Origin of the sequence: Pseudarthrobacter sp. NPDC058329, assembly GCF_042879835.1 — a bacterium.
Classification (GTDB): Bacteria; Actinomycetota; Actinomycetes; order Actinomycetales; family Micrococcaceae; genus Arthrobacter.
Map to the genome: position 1 here is coordinate 140851 of NZ_JBHVZR010000007.1, position 16031 is coordinate 156881.

Consider the following 16031-nt stretch of genomic DNA (forward strand, 5'->3'; position numbering starts at 1 on the left):
GCCCGAAAGCTACGGAGCCCCCGCTTGGCGCCCGGAATCCACACTGTCCATCGCACCCGTTTCCTGGTCCTCCCCCACATCCGCCGGGCTCTTCGCCGCACGCCGGATCTGGAAGACCGCTGCCGCGATGATCGCCGCGAACAACAGGCTGAAGCCGATCACGACGGCGGCGCCGAGGGCACTGTCCCGCTGCGAGGGCGGTTCGGCCGCAGGCACGGTGGCTTCCGGCAGGGTGGGCGCCGCGTTGGGAACGTCCGTGGTGGGGAGCGGGGCGGGGGTGGCAAAGTTGCCACGACGGTGGACGCGGATCCACTCCGCGATGGAACCAAGCGGGTTTGCGGCTGCTTCCGGCACGTCGGCCTTCAGGGCCGCCTCGGCGTTGAGCACACCGAAGCCGTAGAGGGGATCCTTGCCGGGGATTCCGGCGTCCTTTGCCGTGGAGACAATCCTGTTAATGACCTGTTCGGCGCTCATGGCCGGCCACTTGGAACGGATCAGCGCGGCAACGCCGGCAACAATCGGTGTGGAGCCGGAAGTCCCCGCCCATTCCGCGTAGCTGCCGCCGGGGACGCCGCCCAGCAGGTTCTCGGCGGGCGCCGCGACGCCGATGCTGATGCCCTGGGAGGACGCGTCAACACTGGCCGCGCCCTTGCGGTCCAGGCCGGCGACGGTGAGGACGCCCGGAATGGTGGCCGGAGCCCCCACCTGGATGTTGCCGCCGACCCGGTTGCCCGCGGCCGCCACGATGACCACGTCCTTTTGCTCGGCGTAGAGGAAGGCGGCGTCCCAGCTTTGTGGCCACTGCGGGGTGGTGCTGCCCAGGGAGATGTTGATGACCCTGGCGCCGTTGTCCACCGCCCAGCGGACGGCCTCGGGGATCTGGTCCTGGTCGCTCTTCCCGGAGGGGTTGGTTGAGCCCAGCCAGGTGGAGACCGCGAGGATCTGCGCCTCCGGGGCAACACCTACGATTCCGTCAGGAGGAAGGGCTGAGGGATTGGGCGACGGCGAGGGCGAGGCCGTTGCGTCTGCGGGCTGGTGGCCCCGGCCTGCGAGCATGGTGGCAACCAGCGTGCCGTGTTCCGTCTTGGAGCCCACGCCCTTCTGGCCGTTGGGCTGTCCGGAGCCGGAGGCATCGTATCCGCCGGCGACGGCACCCTTGAGATCCGGGTGCTGGGCGTCAACACCGCTGTCGATCACGGCTACCTTGACTCCGGCGCCCTTGGAAACCTCCCAGGCCTTGGTGATGCCTGACTCGGCCAGCCAATACTGCTTGTCGCGCCATTCGTCCGCCTGCGCCGCCGGGGCAGCGAAGAGGCCGGTGGCCAGGCAGCCGCCGGCAAGGACCAGCGCGAGCAGGGCTGCGCCGGCCCGTCCAAGCGGTGGTCTCGTCCGGGTGGTGTGTGTTTCCATGGGCCGTCAGCCGATGCTCAGGGCTATGCCGTCGAGGATGTCGTGTTCACTGGCAGTGGCTGTTGCGATGCGCCCGCCGGTGAGGTCCGCCAGCCGTTCGAGGATCCGGCCCCACACCAGTCCCCCTGCCCCGATGACATCCACCCGGCCGGGGTGCATGTATGGCAGGGCGGCGCGGTCCGACCTCTTCATGGTGAGGAGGCCGGCGGAGGCCGCCCGGACGTCATCAAGGGGCAGTTCCGTGCCGTGGATCGCGTCGGGTGAATATTCGGTAAGGCCCAAAGCGTGCGCGGTGATGGTGGTGATGGAACCGGCAACGCCAACGATGGCGGTGGCGCGTTCCAGGGGGACGTACTGTCCGGCGCGGGCGATGGCGGAGTCCACGTCCGCTTCCGCGGCGGCTATCTGTTCGGCGGTGGGCGGGTCCTGGCGCAGATGCCGTTCGGTGAGGCGCACGCACCCGATGTCCACGGACTTGGCTGCGGTCACGCCGGCTGCCGTGCCGAGGACGAACTCGGTGCTTCCGCCGCCCAGGTCCACCACCAGTACCTCCTGGCCGTCAAGGATGGGCAGGACGCTGCTCGCTCCGGCAAAGGACAGCGCCGCTTCCTCGTCGCCGGAGATCACTTCGGGCTCCACGCCCAGGAGGTCCCGGATGCCGTCCACAAAGACGTCCCGGTTCCGTGCATCCCGGCTGGCGGAGGTGGCAACAAAACGGACGCTGACGGCACCGTATTCCTTGATCAGGCGGGCGTAATCGGCGGTGGCCGCGAACGTGCGCTCCAGGGCCTCCGGCGCCAACTCGCCGGTGGCATCCACACCCTGGCCCAACCGGACAACACGCATTTCCCGGACCACGTCGTTGAGGCTGGCGGTGCCGTTGCTGCGGTCAATGTCCGCAATCAGGAGGCGGATGGAGTTGGTGCCGCAGTCGATGGCGGCGACGCGCGTCATTTTCCGGCCTCTGCGCTTCCGGAGGTCTTCCGGACGGGTGCGGGGCGGCCCACGATGTCCGGCAGCCCCTGCGGCCCGTGGCGGCTGAGGTCCCTGGACGGGGCTTCCCCGCTGGTATCCCAGGCGCCTTCGCAGTAACACCCGTCCGCGGTCCACCACTCGCTGATCGCTGAGATGGCCTGGTCCCCCAGCGGGTTGACTCCCGGGCCTGCTGCGAGTGAATGCCCCACCAGGACGTGGAGGCACTTGACGCGGATGGGCATACCGCCGGCGGAAATGCCGTCGATCTCGGGGACGGCGCCGATGCCGGAGCGTTCACCGATGGCCGCACGCGCTGCCAGGTAGGCCTCGTGGGCTGAGCGGTAGGCGGCGGCCAGTTCAGTGTCGCCTTCCAGCTGCTCATTCATCTCGTTCATCACACCTGCGGCTTCCAGCCTGGAAACTGCAGAGGTAATGACCGGATGCGTCAGGTAGAAGGTGGTGGGGAACGGGGTACCGTTGCCCAGGCGGGGAGCGGTGGCGGCCACCAGCGGGTTGCCGCAGACGCAGCGGGCGGGGATTTCGACGACGTCCCGGACCGGCCGTCCCAGCTGGCGGCTCAGTACTTCCAGGTCTCGTGGTGATGGCTGGCGGGATTCGTCCCGGGCGGCTGCCGTGTTAATTTCCACTGTCGCGGGCCGTCCTTCCTTTGGCGGTTCAGTCTGTGGCCGCGCGCGTGATGGACTCCCACAGGGAATCCACCCACGGCAGATCGGCGGGGTCTTGTGCTGCTGCACCGGTTTGGCTGCTGGTTTCTCCGGCCGGCAAATCGCTGCCGAAGACCCAGTAGCCGGTTTCGCCCGGCATAACCATGTTAATGCGGTCGCGGGCCTGCTGTTTCACATAGTTGGGGTCCTGCCAGCGGGAGACCTGCTGCCGCAGGCCGTCACCTTCGGCCTCACGGGCAGCGATGTCCGCATTCAGGGCTTCAATTTCGGCCCTTTTGTCGAAGAAGATCTTCACCGTGGGCGCCAGCATGATGGTGATGGCAATCATGACCACTGCCAGCGCGAGCATCCGCCCGGAAAACGCCTTGGCGGGAACAGGTTGCTGGTCTTCCGCGGTTTCGGTGCCGGCTGCGGACGGGTTCCCGGCGGAACTTCTTCCTTTTACTCCGCCGGCAGGGGCGGTGGCACCGGAGGCTCCGGATCCCTTCCTCGAGCCAGCTGTGTGGCCACCTGCTGCAGTGCCTGCCTTAGGAGTCGAAGCCTTAGGGACGGGTCCCTCCGGACCGGCCTTTGCCTTGTCGGAACCGAAGTCCGCCCGGATGACCTCCGCGTCGCCTGCCGTTTCCTGGCGTGACTGCGTTCCCGTACGGGAAGAGGCGACCTTCGGAACTTTGGGACGGCGGGTAGCCATGACACTCCTGAAACGCGCAGCCTGCCTGGGCCGCCACTTTTTGGGCTGAAACTAATATTTCCGAAACAACAACGGTGGCTATGGTATTTCAACCATAGCCACCGGTTATAGGATTACGCGGCTACTAGCCCTTGAAACGCGGGAACGCGCCGCGGCCTGCGTAGCGTGCGGCGTCGTCGAGTTCCTCTTCGATGCGCAGCAGCTGGTTGTACTTGGCGACGCGCTCGGAGCGGGCCGGTGCGCCGGTCTTGATCTGGCCGGCGTTGGTGGCCACCGAGATGTCGGCGATGGTGGTGTCCTCGGTCTCGCCGGAACGGTGCGAGGTGATGGTGGTGTACCCGGCGCGCTGGGCCAGGCTGACGGCGTCGAGCGTCTCGGTGAGGGAGCCGATCTGGTTGACCTTGACCAGCAGGGAGTTTGCGGTCTTGGTGTCGATGCCGCGCTGCAGGATGGCGGGGTTGGTGACGAAGAGGTCATCACCCACCAGCTGGACCTTGTCGCCGATGGCGTCGGTGAGGGTCTTCCAGCCGTCCCAGTCGTTTTCGTCCAGCGGGTCTTCGATGGAGACCAGCGGGTAGTCGGCGACGAGCTCGGTGTAGTAGGCGCTCATCTCGGCGGAGGTCAGGGCCTTGCCTTCGAACTGGTACGCCCCGTCGGTGAAGAACTCGGAGGAGGCCACGTCCAGGGCAAGGGCGATGTCCTTGCCCGGGGTGTAGCCGGCGTTCTTGATGGCTTCCTGGATCAGGTCAAGTGCTGCACGGTTGGACGGCAGGTTCGGCGCGAAGCCGCCTTCGTCGCCGAGGCCGGTGGCGAGGCCCTTTTCCTTCAGGACGGACTTGAGGGCGTGGTAAACCTCAACACCCCAGCGCAGGCCCTCGGAAAAGGTCTCCGCGCCCAGCGGGACAACCATGAATTCCTGGATGTCGACGTCGGAATCGGCGTGCGAGCCGCCGTTGAGGATGTTCATCAGCGGGACCGGCAGGACGTGGGCGTTGGGGCCGCCCAGGTACTTGTACAGGGGCAGGTCAGCGGAGGCGGCGGCTGCGTTGGCAACGGCCAGGGAGACGCCCAGGATGGCGTTGGCGCCCAGTTTGCCCTTGTTCGGCGTGCCGTCCAGGTCCAGCATGGCCTGGTCGATGCTGCGCTGGTCGGTGGCGTCGAAGCCGGTCAGGGCCGGAGCGATCTGGTCGATGATGGCGTCAACAGCCTTCTGGACGCCCTTGCCGAGGTAACGGCCCTTGTCGCCGTCACGCAGCTCAACGGCTTCGTGCTCACCGGTGGAAGCGCCGGAGGGAACTGCTGCGCGGCCAATCTGGCCGTCGGAGAGCAGTACTTCAACTTCTACTGTCGGGTTGCCGCGGGAATCGAGGATTTCGCGGGCGTGGATGGCATCGATAAGCGCCATGAATTTGCTCCTTATGGGCGATTAACGGGGGAAATACAGCTGAAAACTCGACGTACTCGTCACGGACCAGCGTAGTCGAGAGTGGTCCGGGTTACGGAAACCTATCCAGCCCCCGGACGTCATGATGGTGCGGTTATCTCTGTTGGTGCTGCCGCGGGACGCGCTGCTGGTAGTTCCGGACCGCGCCGCGCAGGGCACGCTCGGCGTCGAGCCCGCGGGCATGGGCGGAACTGACGACGGCGAGCAGCAGCTCCCCGAGTTCTTCTTCCGTTGCGAAGGCAGGAACGTCCGGCAGTTGGGCCGGGGCCCCGCGTGTGGGAAACGCTGCGCCCGCCCTCGCCTCGCGGTCCACGGACTTCTGCGCCCGTGCCAGCGCCGGGAGCGCCAGCGGGATCCCTTCGAACGGATCCCGCCGCTCCGGCCGTTCCGCCCGCTTGACCGCGTCCCACTTCTGCACGATCTCAGCAACAGTGGCCGGAAAACTGTCCTGCAGGGAGCCGTCCGGGCGGAACACGTGCGGGTTCCGGCGGACCATTTTGGCACTCAGGCCGCGCGCGACGTCGTCGAACGCAAAGGCTCCGCGCTCCTCCGCGAGGCGTGCGTGCAGCACCACCTGGAGCAGGACGTCACCCAGCTCGCCCCGGAGCTCGGCGTCGTCGATCTCTTGGCCCGTTCCGGCCTCAATGGTTTCCGCCACCTCGTAGGCCTCCTCCAGGAGGTACTCCACCAGGGACTCATGGGTCAGCGCGCCCATCCACGGGCAGTGCTCACGCAGTGACTTGATCATCCCCAGCAGCTCCCCCACCTCGCAAGCTCGCCCGGGGACCCCTGCTGCTGTGGGCCCAAACCGCAGCTCCCCCACCGGGGAGCCAACGGCGTCCGGCTCGTTAGCCAAGGTTCGCGTACGCGTCGTTGATGTACTCGACGAGCGCTTCCTTCTCCTCAAGGGGCAGGAAGGAAGCCTCGGCGGCGTTCAGCGTCAGCTCCAGCAAATCGTCGAGATCGTAGTCGAAGGTTTCCACCAGGAGGTCGAACTCGTCGGTCAGGGTGACGCCGCTCATCAGCCGGTTGTCGGTGTTGATGGTGACGTTGAAGCCGAGCTGGTAGAGCATGTCCAGCGGGTGGCTCTCGATGCCCTCGCCGAACCCGGCGATGGCACCCGTCTGGAGGTTCGAGGACGGGCAGATCTCCAAGGCGATGCCGCGGTCGCGGACCCAGCTGGAGAGATCGCCCAGTGTCACCAGGCCAATCGTGTCCTCGGTCTCGTCATCGTCGTCGAACTCCACCAGGATGTCCTCGGCGATCCTCACGCCGTGGCCCAGCCGCAGCGCCCGGCCGTCCACCAGGGCCGACTGGATGCTCTCCAGCCCCGCGGCCTCACCGGCGTGCACAGTGGCCGGGAAGTTGTGCTGGGCAAGGTAGGTGAAAGCGTCTTTGAAGCGGGAGGGCAGGAAACCGTCTTCGGCGCCGGCGATGTCGAACCCGACTGCGCCCTTGTTGCGGTGGCGGACGGCGAGTTCGGCGATCTCCTGGCCGCGGTCGGCGTGGCGCATGGCGGTGATGAGCTGGCCCACCTGGATCTCGCGGCCGGTCTCCCCCACGGCTTCGACGCCGGCCTCGAGGCCTTCCTGCACCGCCTCCACGGCTTCGTCCAGGCTGAGGCCCTTCTGCAGGTGCTGCTCGGGCGCCCAGCGTACTTCGCCGTACACCACGCCGTCGTCAGCGAGGTCCTCGACGAATTCCTTGGCCACGCGGGACAGGCCGTCGGCGGTCTGCATCACGGCAACGGTGTGGTCGAACGTCTCCAGGTAGCGGACCAGGGAGCCGGAGTCCGCGGATTCGCGGAACCACTGACCGAGCGCAACGGGGTCGGTGGACGGAAGGGTGTGGCCAACTGCCTCGGCCAGTTCGATGATGGTGGCCGGACGGAGACCTCCGTCCAGGTGGTCATGAAGTGAAACCTTGGGCAGGCTCTTCAGGTCAAAATCGATGGCAGGGGCAGCGTCAACAATAGGCTCAGTCACCTACCCCACCTTAGGGTGGGCAGCAGTCCAATGCCAGCGGCTAGGTGGCAGCAGGTCCGCTCTCTCCGGCAACGGGTGCCATGACTGTCCTGCCGGTTTCGGCGTCGAGTGCCCCGTTGGGACCGCCGTCGAGCCACTCATCCACTTCTTCGGCGTCATTCCGGGCCAGATGCTTGTGCCACAACCGGAGCAGGTGGTCGATGAGGATGCCCAGCACAATGGCGAACACCACGGCAATACCGGCGCTGAGCAGGGGGTTGTGGTGCAGCCAGGGGAAGGAACTGGCCAGCAGGCCGATGCCGATGGAATACCCCACCCACGTGATGCAGGCGAAGGCGTCCAGCAGGAAGAAGCGGCGGTGGGAGAAGCCTGTGCTTCCGGCCACGTAATTGACGGCCACCCTGCCCCAGGGGATGTAGCGGGCGGTGAAAACCAGCACGGCGCCGCGCTTGTCCAATTCGTAGCGTGCCCAGCCGAAGGCCTTCTGGACCTTGGGCCGGCGCATCCACTTCCACCGGTTCAGGCCGATCCGGCGCCCCAGCATAAAGGCCATATTGTCCCCGGCGATAGCGCCAATCAGCGCGGTGAGGCCGAGGATCCAGAGATTGGGTTCCCCGCTGTGGCGGGAGAACGCGGCAAGTGCCACGATGAGGGTTTCGCTGGGAACCACCATGGCGAAGCCATCAACAAAGAAAAACAACAGCAGGACCGGGTAGATCCACCACTGGCCAGCTGCATGGAGCACGGCCTCATTAATAAACTCCACGCGGTGTTGCTCCTATGCAAAATGGCACCGGCCAAAAGTGACGCAGCCAAAGCGGAAATCGTTCCTAAGTGTCCCACGGCCCCGGCGCAATTCGCTACGCCCGGTCCTGCCCGAACAACGGTTGAACTATGCTTCCGGTTCCTTCATCCGTTCCACCATGGGAGCCCTGCGCCGGACCCGGTTGATCACGATATCCACCACGATCCCGAGCGCCACCGCGCAGATGATGGCGATGACGGCGCCCAGCAGGTGGTTGTCTTCAAACCATTGGCCGAAGAACAGCCCGATCCCCACCGAATAGCTCGCCCACAGGCTGGCCGACAGGACGGTCAGCCCCACAAAGCGGAGGTGCGGATAATGCGTGACCCCGGCGGTAAGGTTGACCGCAACCCGGCCGATCGGCACGAACCGCGCCACGAGGATGAGCGAGGCCGGGCGCCTGCGCAGCTCCCGGCCTGCCCACCGGAAGGCACTTTGCATGCGGGGTCCGCGCATCCAGGCCCAGCGCCGGGTGCCCACCCGGCGCCCGATCAGGTAGGCGATGTTGTCCCCGGAGAAGGCGCCCAGCGCGGCCACCATCATCAGGAGCCAGGGGTTGGGTACGTCCGCTGTGGCGGCCACCGCCGAGAGCCCCACGACCACGGATTCGCTCGGGATGGGCGGGAAGAAGCCGTCAATGATGCAGCACGCCAAAACGAGGAACAGCACCCACGGCTGTCCGGCTGCCGCGAGGATGAAGTCATTGATGGCCTGCATGGGTCCCTATGCTATGCGGTCGATGATCAGGCGCTGTGCCGGCCGCGATCCCTCGGGGGCGATGACTACTGCTTTCTCCAGCGCTTCCTTGGCGCGGGCGAACCTTTCCGGGGTGTCCGTGAGCAGGGTCATCAAGGGCTCGCCCGCCCGGACCACGGCGCCGGGCTTGGCGTGCATTCGGACTCCCGCGCCGGCCTGCACCACGTCCTCCTTGCGGGCCCGGCCCGCGCCGAGCCGCCACGCGGCCACGCCGACCGCGAGGGCATCGAGTTCCACCAGCACTCCGTCCGCCGGGGCATAGACCACCTCGGATTCGCGGGCCACCGGCAGGGTGGCCCGGGGGTCGCCGCCCTGCGCCTCAATCATCCGGTTCCAGACGTCCATGGCGCGGCCGTCCTTCAGGGCAGCTGCTGGATCGGCGTCGTGCACTCCTGCAGCGGCGAGCATCTCCTCGGCAAGCCGGACTGTCAGCTCCACAACGTCGTCGGGGCCGCCGCCGGCAAGTACCTCCACCGATTCCTCCACCTCGATGGCGTTGCCCGCGGTCAATCCCAGGGGCGTGCTCATGTTGGTCAGAAGTGCCACGGTGTTGACTCCGGCATCTTTGCCAAGAGCCACCATGGTCTCCGCCAGTTCGCGGGCTGTGGCCTCATCCTTCATAAAGGCGCCGCTGCCCACCTTCACGTCCAGGACCAGCGAGCCGGTGCCCTCGGCGATCTTTTTGCTCATGATGGACGAGGCGATGAGTGGAATGGCTTCCACGGTGCCGGTGACGTCACGGAGGGCGTAAAGCTTCTTGTCAGCGGGAGCCAGGCCCGCGCCGGCAGCGCAGATGACGGCGCCCACCTCCTGAAGCTGGGCCAGCATCTCCTCATTGCTCAGGGAAGCGCGCCAGCCTGGAATTGCTTCAAGCTTGTCCAGCGTGCCGCCGGTGTGGCCGAGCCCCCGGCCGGAGAGCTGCGGAACGGCGACGCCGAAGACCGCAACCAGCGGCGCCAGCGGCAGCGTGATCTTGTCCCCCACACCTCCGGTGGAGTGTTTGTCCGAGGTGTACTTCAGGCCGCCGTCGGGCCGGCGCAGGCTGGAGAAGTCCATCCTCTCGCCTGACGCGATCATCGCCGCCGTCCACCGGGCGATCTCGGTACGGTTCATGCCGTTGAGGAGGATGGCCATGTTCAGGGCGGCCATCTGCTCATCCGCGATGGCACCGCGGGTATAGGCGTCAATGGTCCAGTCGATCTGTTCAGGGCTGAGCGTGCCCTTGTCCCGCTTGATGCGGATGATGTCCACTGCGTCGAACGCTTCGGCCTTGCGGGTATCTGTCACCGGGTCTCCTCCAGGTGTTGGGGACCGAAGGCGTCAGGCAGCACCTGGTCCATGGTCTTGATGCCTTGGGTGGTCATAAGCTCCATGCCGGGGGCACGGAATTCGTACAGCAGTTGGCGGCAGCGCCCGCACGGCATCAGGACATTGCCCCCGCCGTCCACACAGTAGAAGGCACGGAGCAGGCCGCCGCCCGTCATGTGCAGGCTGCCCACCAGAGCGCATTCGGCGCAAAGCGTCAGGCCGTAGCTGGCGTTCTCCACGTTGCAGCCGCTGACGATCCTGCCGTCCTCCGTGAGGGCTGCCGCCCCCACCGGGAACTTCGAGTAGGGCGTGTACGCCTTGCGCATGGCGTCGACGGCGGCAGCCTCCAGCGCGGGCCAGTTCACATCCCTTCGGGCCGCCACGCCGTCAGCCCTTGACATAGGGGATGCCGCTGGCTGCCGGCCCTCGGGACTTGCCCACCAGTCCGGCCACGGCGAGGACCGTCACCAGGTAGGGCAGCATGGCCATGAACTGGCTGGGCACCGGGGTGCCGATGATCGTCACGATGCTCTGCAGGTTGTCTGCGAAACCGAACAGGAGCGCCGCAAAGAACGCGCCAATGGGATTCCACCGTCCAAAGATCAGGGCAGCCAGCGCAATGAAGCCGCGGCCGCCGGAGATCTCCTTGGTGAAGCTGTCGATTGCCACGAGGGTGAAAAAGGATCCGCCGATCCCGGCTACTGCCCCGCCCAGGGTGACGTTCCAGAACCGGGTGGCGTTCACGTTGATGCCCAGGGTGTCGGCTGCCTGCGGGTGCTCGCCGACAGCGCGGACCCGCAGCCCCCACCGGGTCTTGAACAGGCCTACCCAGACCACCAGGACCGCGATGTACATCAGGTACCCCACCAGGGACTGGCGGAAGAGGATGGGCCCAATGATGGGGATGCTGGACAGGACGGGAATCTCGATGACGTCCAGCCCCGGAGGCGAATTGAACTGGGCCTTGTTGGCCTGCATCACGGTGCTGAACAGGAAGCCCGTCACGCCCGAGACCAGGACGTTGAGCACCACGCCCACGATGATCTGGTTCACGAGGTACTTGATGCTGAACAGCGCCAGCACCATGGAAACGACGGCTCCGGCCACGGCGGCGGCCGCCAGCCCGATGAAGGGGTTCTGCGTCATGCTGGCAACGATGGCGGCGGTAAACGCGCCGCCAAGGAGCTGGCCCTCGATGGCGATGTTGACCACTCCCACCCGCTCACACAGGACGCCGGAAAGTGAGCCGAACACCAGCGGGACGGCGAGGGTGACGGACCCGGCGATGAGCCCGGCCAGCGAGATGCTCGGAGTACGGGCACCGCCCACAACCCAGATCAGGAAGGCGGCCACGAACAGCACAATAAAGGTGACGGTCAGCCAGCCTGGGGCGGGCCGGTCCTTCGTTTTGAGGTACACCGCGTAGGCTGCGAGTCCCAGCAGGAGGACGGACAACACGATGCCCCCGGCGAACGCATCCACCGCCACGGCGGGCAGCTGGAAAAAGTCCTCGCCCGTGGAGATGCCGAAACTCGCGGTCTGGTTGGGCGCCATCAAACCGAAGAAGACCAGGGCGGCCAAACCGAAGACCATCAGCAGGACCGGCGTCCGCCAGGTCACCGGCTTCGCGGAGACTGCAGCAGAGCCGGATTCCTTCGATGTGTCGCCCGGCTGCGGTTTTCCGGGGCGGGGCGACGATACTTTTGTGCTCATGCTGCACCTCCGGTTGTGGCGGCCTGGCGGGACTTGGCCGCACGGGCCGGCTTCTTGCGGCGGGGGTTCAGGCCGAAGACGGCCCGGACCAGCGGCGGGGCCGCAATAAAGAGGACGATCAGGGACTGGACCACCAGGACGATGTCGATGGGGGTTCCGGTCTGGATCTGCATCTGGACGGCGCCGGCGCGGAAGGCGCCGAACAGCAGGCCGGCAGCAAAGGTGCCCCAGGGAGACGAACGCCCCAGCAGTGCGACGGTGATCGCGTCGAAACCGTAGGTGGCGGCCACGCCGTCGGTGAGGACCTTTTCCGTCCCTGCCACCTGGGCGACACCGGACATACCGGCCAGGCCGCCGGCGATGGCCATCACCAGGATCGTGGAGCGGGAAACGTTGATGCCGGCGGTCTGGGCGGCCTTGGGGTTGGCGCCCACGGCCCGGAACTCGAAGCCCACGGTGGACCGGTTAAGGAGCCACCACACCAGGACGGTAGCCGCGATGGCCAGGAGGAAGCCCAGGTGGAGCCGGTACTGGGTGCCGAAAATCTGCGGGTAGACGGCGGTGGGGTCCAGGATGGGCGAGATGGGGTTCGACTCCCCCGGCCGCTGGAACGCCGGTGTGTTCAGCAGGTACCGCAGGAAGTACAGCGCGATGTAGTTGAACATGATGGTGAGGATGACTTCATGGGCGCCCGTGCGGGCTTTGAGCAGCCCCACCAGTCCGCCCCAGACGGCACCGCCGATGATGCCGGCCACAAGGACCAGCAGCAGGTGCAGCCCCACCGGCAGGTGCAGCGCGAAACCCACCCAGGCGGCCAGGATGCCGGCCACGATGATCTGTCCCTGGGCACCGATGTTGAAGAGCCCTGCCCGGAAGGCAAGCGCTACGCCGAGGCCGGCTGTGATCAGCGGCGTGGCAATGGTGAGCGTTTCCATAAACGGCGCGAACTGGGCGGCGACGCTGTTGCCCCGGGGGTTGAAGACCGAGCCCTGGAACAGGGCAATGTAGGAGCGGGTGGCGGCGTTCCACACTGCTGCCAGGAAGTCGGTGGGACGTGCGAAGAGGTAGGTGGAGGTAGTGGCCACCTGCTTGTCGGTGCTGGCGATCAGGAGGCCGCCGATGATGAGCGCCAGCAGGACTGCCAGGAGCGAGACCATGCCGCTTCCGGTAAAGATTTTGCGGAGCAGCGTGTCCGGGCCGCCCGGGAGCCGCCCGCTTTGGGCAGTGGCCGGAACGGCTGACGGCTCCATCGCGCCGCCGGCAGTATCAACGGATACGACGGCGGTTGTCTCCTCAGCAGCGGGAGTGGGCTGGTGCGCTTTGCCGCTGCCCTCTCCGGCCGCGTGCTTGGGGGGATGCTTGTCAGACATTGTCGCCTCCTTCGGCGTCGGACGTGGAGGCCGCGGCGGCAGGCGCCTGACCCGTGGCGTGCGCGTGTTCCTCCGGCGGGATGCCAGCCATCATGAGGCCCAGGACGTCGCGGCTGGTGCCGGCCGGAACCACGCCTACCAGCTTGCCTTTGTAGAGCACTGCAATGCGGTCTGCCAGTTCCATGACCTCGTCGAGTTCGGTGGAGATGATCATCACCGGTGTGCCCTGGTCCCGCTCGGCCACGATCCTGCGGTGCAGGAACTCGATGGACCCGACGTCCACGCCGCGGGTGGGCTGGGAGGCGATGAACAGGCGCAACGGGCGGGAGAGCTCACGCGCCATCACTACTTTTTGCTGGTTGCCGCCGGAGAGGGTGCCTGCGGCGGCTGCGGCGGAGGGCGTCCGTACGTCGAATTCGCCGATGCGGGCTTCGGCGTTTTCCAGGATCTTCGCGGGGCTCATGCTGATGCCCTTCGCGAAGGGCGGTTTGTCATAGAGGTCCAGGACGAGGTTTTCGGCAACGGAGAACGTGCCTACCAAACCGTCCACCTTGCGGTCTTCCGGAACAAATCCGACGCCGGCGTTCAGGACTTCCTTCACGGACCGGCCCAGCAGCTCGATGCCGTCCAGCTTGATGGAGCCGGAGACCCGTTCCTGGAGGCCAAGGATGGCTTCGGTGAGTTCGGTCTGGCCGTTGCCCTGGACTCCCGCCACGGCGAGGATTTCACCGCGGGCAATGTCGAAGCTGAGTTCGTCCACCACGTGCTGGCCGTTGGAAGCGATGACCGTGAGGTCCCGGACTTCGAAGGTTTTCTCCTGCGGCTGGGCAGGTGTTTTGTCCAGGGTGAGGCTCACGGCGCGTCCCACCATCATCGAGGCGAGTTCGGCTGTGGGGGCAGCGGGGTCGGCGGTGCCCACCACTTTGCCGCGCCTGATCACGGTGATGGTGTCCGAGACTTCCTTCACTTCCCGCAGCTTGTGCGAGATGAAGACGATGGACGTGCCGCCGGCTTTAAGCTGGCGCATGATATCCAGCAGTTCGTCGGTCTCCTGGGGTGTCAGCACCGCAGTGGGTTCGTCGAGGATCAGGACTTTGGCGTTGCGGACCAGGGCCTTGATGATTTCGACGCGCTGCTGCACACCCACCGGCAGGTCCTCCACCAGCGCGTCCGGATCCACGTCGAAACCGTACTGATCCGAGATTTCCTTGATCCGGCGGCGCGTTTCCTCCAGGTTGAGGAAACCGGCCGCCTTGGTGGGTTCCGCGCCGAGCGCCACGTTCTCGGCCACGGTGAAGACGGGGACCAGCATGAAGTGCTGGTGCACCATACCGATCCCGGCCGCCATCGCATCGCCGGGTCCGCGGAAGGCCACCGCTTCGTCATCGATGAGGATTTCGCCGTCGGACGGCTCGTACAAGCCGTACAGCACATTCATCAGGGTGGATTTTCCGGCTCCGTTCTCGCCGAGCAGACAGTGTATTTGTCCGGGCTCAACCACCACATCGATGTGGTCGTTGGCGAGCAGGGTACCGAAGCGTTTGGTGATCCCTCTGAGTTCAAGTTTCAAAACTCTGACCAATCTCGAAGCGTCCAGTGATCGACCGGACGGGATATGTGGCTGCAGCACAAGCCTAGTGGGTGCAGTCCTGGGATGAACGGGGTTGGCCCGAAAGAGGAAGGCCACAGCAAAAAGCGCCACCGCCCGGCCAGTCATTGACCAACCGGGGGTGGCGCCTGGAGCGGGGATCAGGCCTTGGGGCTTGCCTCGGACTCAACCTTCAGCTTGCCGTCAACAATGTCTTTCTTGATCTGCTCAAGTTCGGTTTTCAGCTCGGCGGGAACCTGGGAATCAAGGTCGTGGAACGGTGCCAGCTGGACTCCGTCATTGGCCAGGGTGCCCACGTACGGCGTGTTGTTGAAGTTGCCGTCCTTGTCGTCCTTCACCACGGTTTCCACGGCCTCGCCCATCTGCTTCATAACAGAGGACAGCATGATGTCCTTGTAGTCCGGGGCGGTGAGGTAGCCGTCGGAGTCAACCCAGATCAGCTTGACATCCTTGCCCGCGGCCTTGGCGTCATTCAGTGCTGAACCGGCGCCCTTGCCCACCGGTCCGGCGACGGGCATCACGATGTCCGCGCCCTGGTCCAGGAAGTTCTGGGTGACCTGCTTTCCCACGTCCTGCTTTTCAAAGTCGCCCGTGAACGTTCCGTCCTGGGCTTCCTTGTTCCAGCCAAGGAGCTTGACGTCCGCGCCCTTCTGCTCGTTGTAGTACTTCACGCCATCGGCGTAGCCGTCCATAAAGATGGTGACGGTGGGGATGTTCATACCGCCGAACGTGGCCACCGTGCCCGTCTTGGTGGTGCCCGCGGCGAGGTAGCCGGCGAGGAAGGCCGCCTGGGCTGTGTCGTAGATGATCGGCTTCACGTTCGGGATGGCCGGCTCATAGCTGTAGTCGACAATCGCGAAGTGGCTGTCCGGGTTGGCCGTTGCCTGCGTCTTGGTCGCGTCTCCCAGCAGGAAGCCAACAGTAAGCGTGAGGTCGCAGCCTGCGGTGACCATGGCGCGCAGGTTGGGCTCGAAGTCGTTGTTGGTCTTAGACTCCACCTGGTTGACCTTGATGCCCAGGTCAGCTTCAGCCTTCTTCAGGCCCTCGTAGGAGGACTGGTTGAAGGACTGGTCGTCGAATCCACCGGAGTCGGAGACGATGCAGCCGGTGTAGTCGCTGGCCCCGGGGGACGCTGTGCTTCCGGCTTCGGGGGCTGCGCCGCAGGCGGTCAACAGAAGGGCCGAGGCGCTGACGGTAGCCAGGCCTGCCATTGAACCGCGCTTGAATTGTGCACGCAGTGATGTCTTCAATTTTCCTCCAGGATGAAGAGAGTGGCGCT

Annotated in this window: 15 protein-coding genes; all 15 read right to left on the minus strand. The window is 65.9% G+C overall.

The annotated features are described in order from the left end of the window. Positions 1-9 precede the first annotated feature (9 nt). The 15 genes from ACFVYC_RS11710 to ACFVYC_RS11780 all read right to left on the minus strand — a co-directional run bounded on the left by ACFVYC_RS11710 (position 10) and on the right by ACFVYC_RS11780 (position 15963). Positions 10-1410, minus strand: coding sequence for a S8 family serine peptidase (locus tag ACFVYC_RS11710; RefSeq protein WP_387549997.1), 1401 nt, complete (start codon positions 1408-1410; stop codon positions 10-12). Positions 1411-1416: 6 nt separating this feature from the next. Beyond that, the gene (locus tag ACFVYC_RS11715) at positions 1417-2364 is read right to left on the minus strand and encodes an exopolyphosphatase (RefSeq protein WP_387549999.1); all 948 of its coding nucleotides are present in this window, start codon (positions 2362-2364) and stop codon (positions 1417-1419) included. Beyond that, positions 2361-3032: a DUF501 domain-containing protein gene (locus tag ACFVYC_RS11720; RefSeq protein WP_387550001.1), complete on the minus strand. Its 672-nt coding sequence runs from the start codon at positions 3030-3032 to the stop codon at positions 2361-2363. Before ACFVYC_RS11720 ends, ACFVYC_RS11715 begins: the two co-directional genes overlap by 4 nt. A 28-nt stretch (positions 3033-3060) precedes the next feature. Then, on the minus strand, positions 3061-3762 hold the full coding sequence (locus tag ACFVYC_RS11725; protein ID WP_387550002.1) for a septum formation initiator family protein: 702 nt from the start codon (positions 3760-3762) through the stop codon (positions 3061-3063). Between the two features lie 124 nt (positions 3763-3886). After that, positions 3887-5167: a phosphopyruvate hydratase gene (gene eno / locus ACFVYC_RS11730; protein ID WP_387550004.1), complete on the minus strand. Its 1281-nt coding sequence runs from the start codon at positions 5165-5167 to the stop codon at positions 3887-3889. Between the two features lie 133 nt (positions 5168-5300). Continuing rightward, positions 5301-5921 (minus strand): MazG nucleotide pyrophosphohydrolase domain-containing protein, encoded by a 621-nt coding sequence (locus tag ACFVYC_RS11735; protein ID WP_387550097.1) that lies wholly within the window; start codon positions 5919-5921, stop codon positions 5301-5303. A gap of 133 nt (positions 5922-6054) precedes the next feature. Next, a complete protein-coding gene (locus tag ACFVYC_RS11740; protein ID WP_387550006.1) occupies positions 6055-7191 on the minus strand; it encodes an adenosine deaminase in 1137 nt (378 codons plus the stop codon). A 40-nt stretch (positions 7192-7231) separates the two neighbouring features. Continuing rightward, a complete protein-coding gene (locus ACFVYC_RS11745; protein WP_387550008.1) occupies positions 7232-7957 on the minus strand; it encodes a DedA family protein in 726 nt (241 codons plus the stop codon). A gap of 126 nt (positions 7958-8083) precedes the next feature. Then, entirely contained in the window at positions 8084-8713 is a 630-nt protein-coding gene (locus ACFVYC_RS11750) for a DedA family protein (protein ID WP_387550010.1), read from the minus strand. A gap of 6 nt (positions 8714-8719) precedes the next feature. Then, a complete protein-coding gene (locus tag ACFVYC_RS11755; RefSeq protein ID WP_387550012.1) occupies positions 8720-10039 on the minus strand; it encodes a thymidine phosphorylase in 1320 nt (439 codons plus the stop codon). Then, a complete protein-coding gene (locus ACFVYC_RS11760; protein WP_387550014.1) occupies positions 10036-10443 on the minus strand; it encodes a cytidine deaminase in 408 nt (135 codons plus the stop codon). Before ACFVYC_RS11760 ends, ACFVYC_RS11755 begins: the two co-directional genes overlap by 4 nt. Positions 10444-10447: 4 nt before the next feature. Beyond that, positions 10448-11773, minus strand: coding sequence for an ABC transporter permease (locus ACFVYC_RS11765; RefSeq protein ID WP_387550016.1), 1326 nt, complete (start codon positions 11771-11773; stop codon positions 10448-10450). Further along, complete coding sequence (locus ACFVYC_RS11770) at positions 11770-13143, minus strand: ABC transporter permease (protein WP_387550018.1); 1374 nt, start codon at positions 13141-13143, stop codon at positions 11770-11772. The genes ACFVYC_RS11765 and ACFVYC_RS11770 overlap by 4 nt, the downstream gene beginning before the upstream one ends. Beyond that, positions 13136-14713, minus strand: a complete 1578-nt coding sequence (locus ACFVYC_RS11775) for an ABC transporter ATP-binding protein (protein ID WP_387550020.1) — start codon at positions 14711-14713, stop codon at positions 13136-13138. Before ACFVYC_RS11775 ends, ACFVYC_RS11770 begins: the two co-directional genes overlap by 8 nt. 179 nt (positions 14714-14892) lie before the next feature. Continuing rightward, the gene (locus tag ACFVYC_RS11780) at positions 14893-15963 is read right to left on the minus strand and encodes a BMP family protein (protein ID WP_387550022.1); all 1071 of its coding nucleotides are present in this window, start codon (positions 15961-15963) and stop codon (positions 14893-14895) included. Positions 15964-16031: the final 68 nt, after the last annotated feature.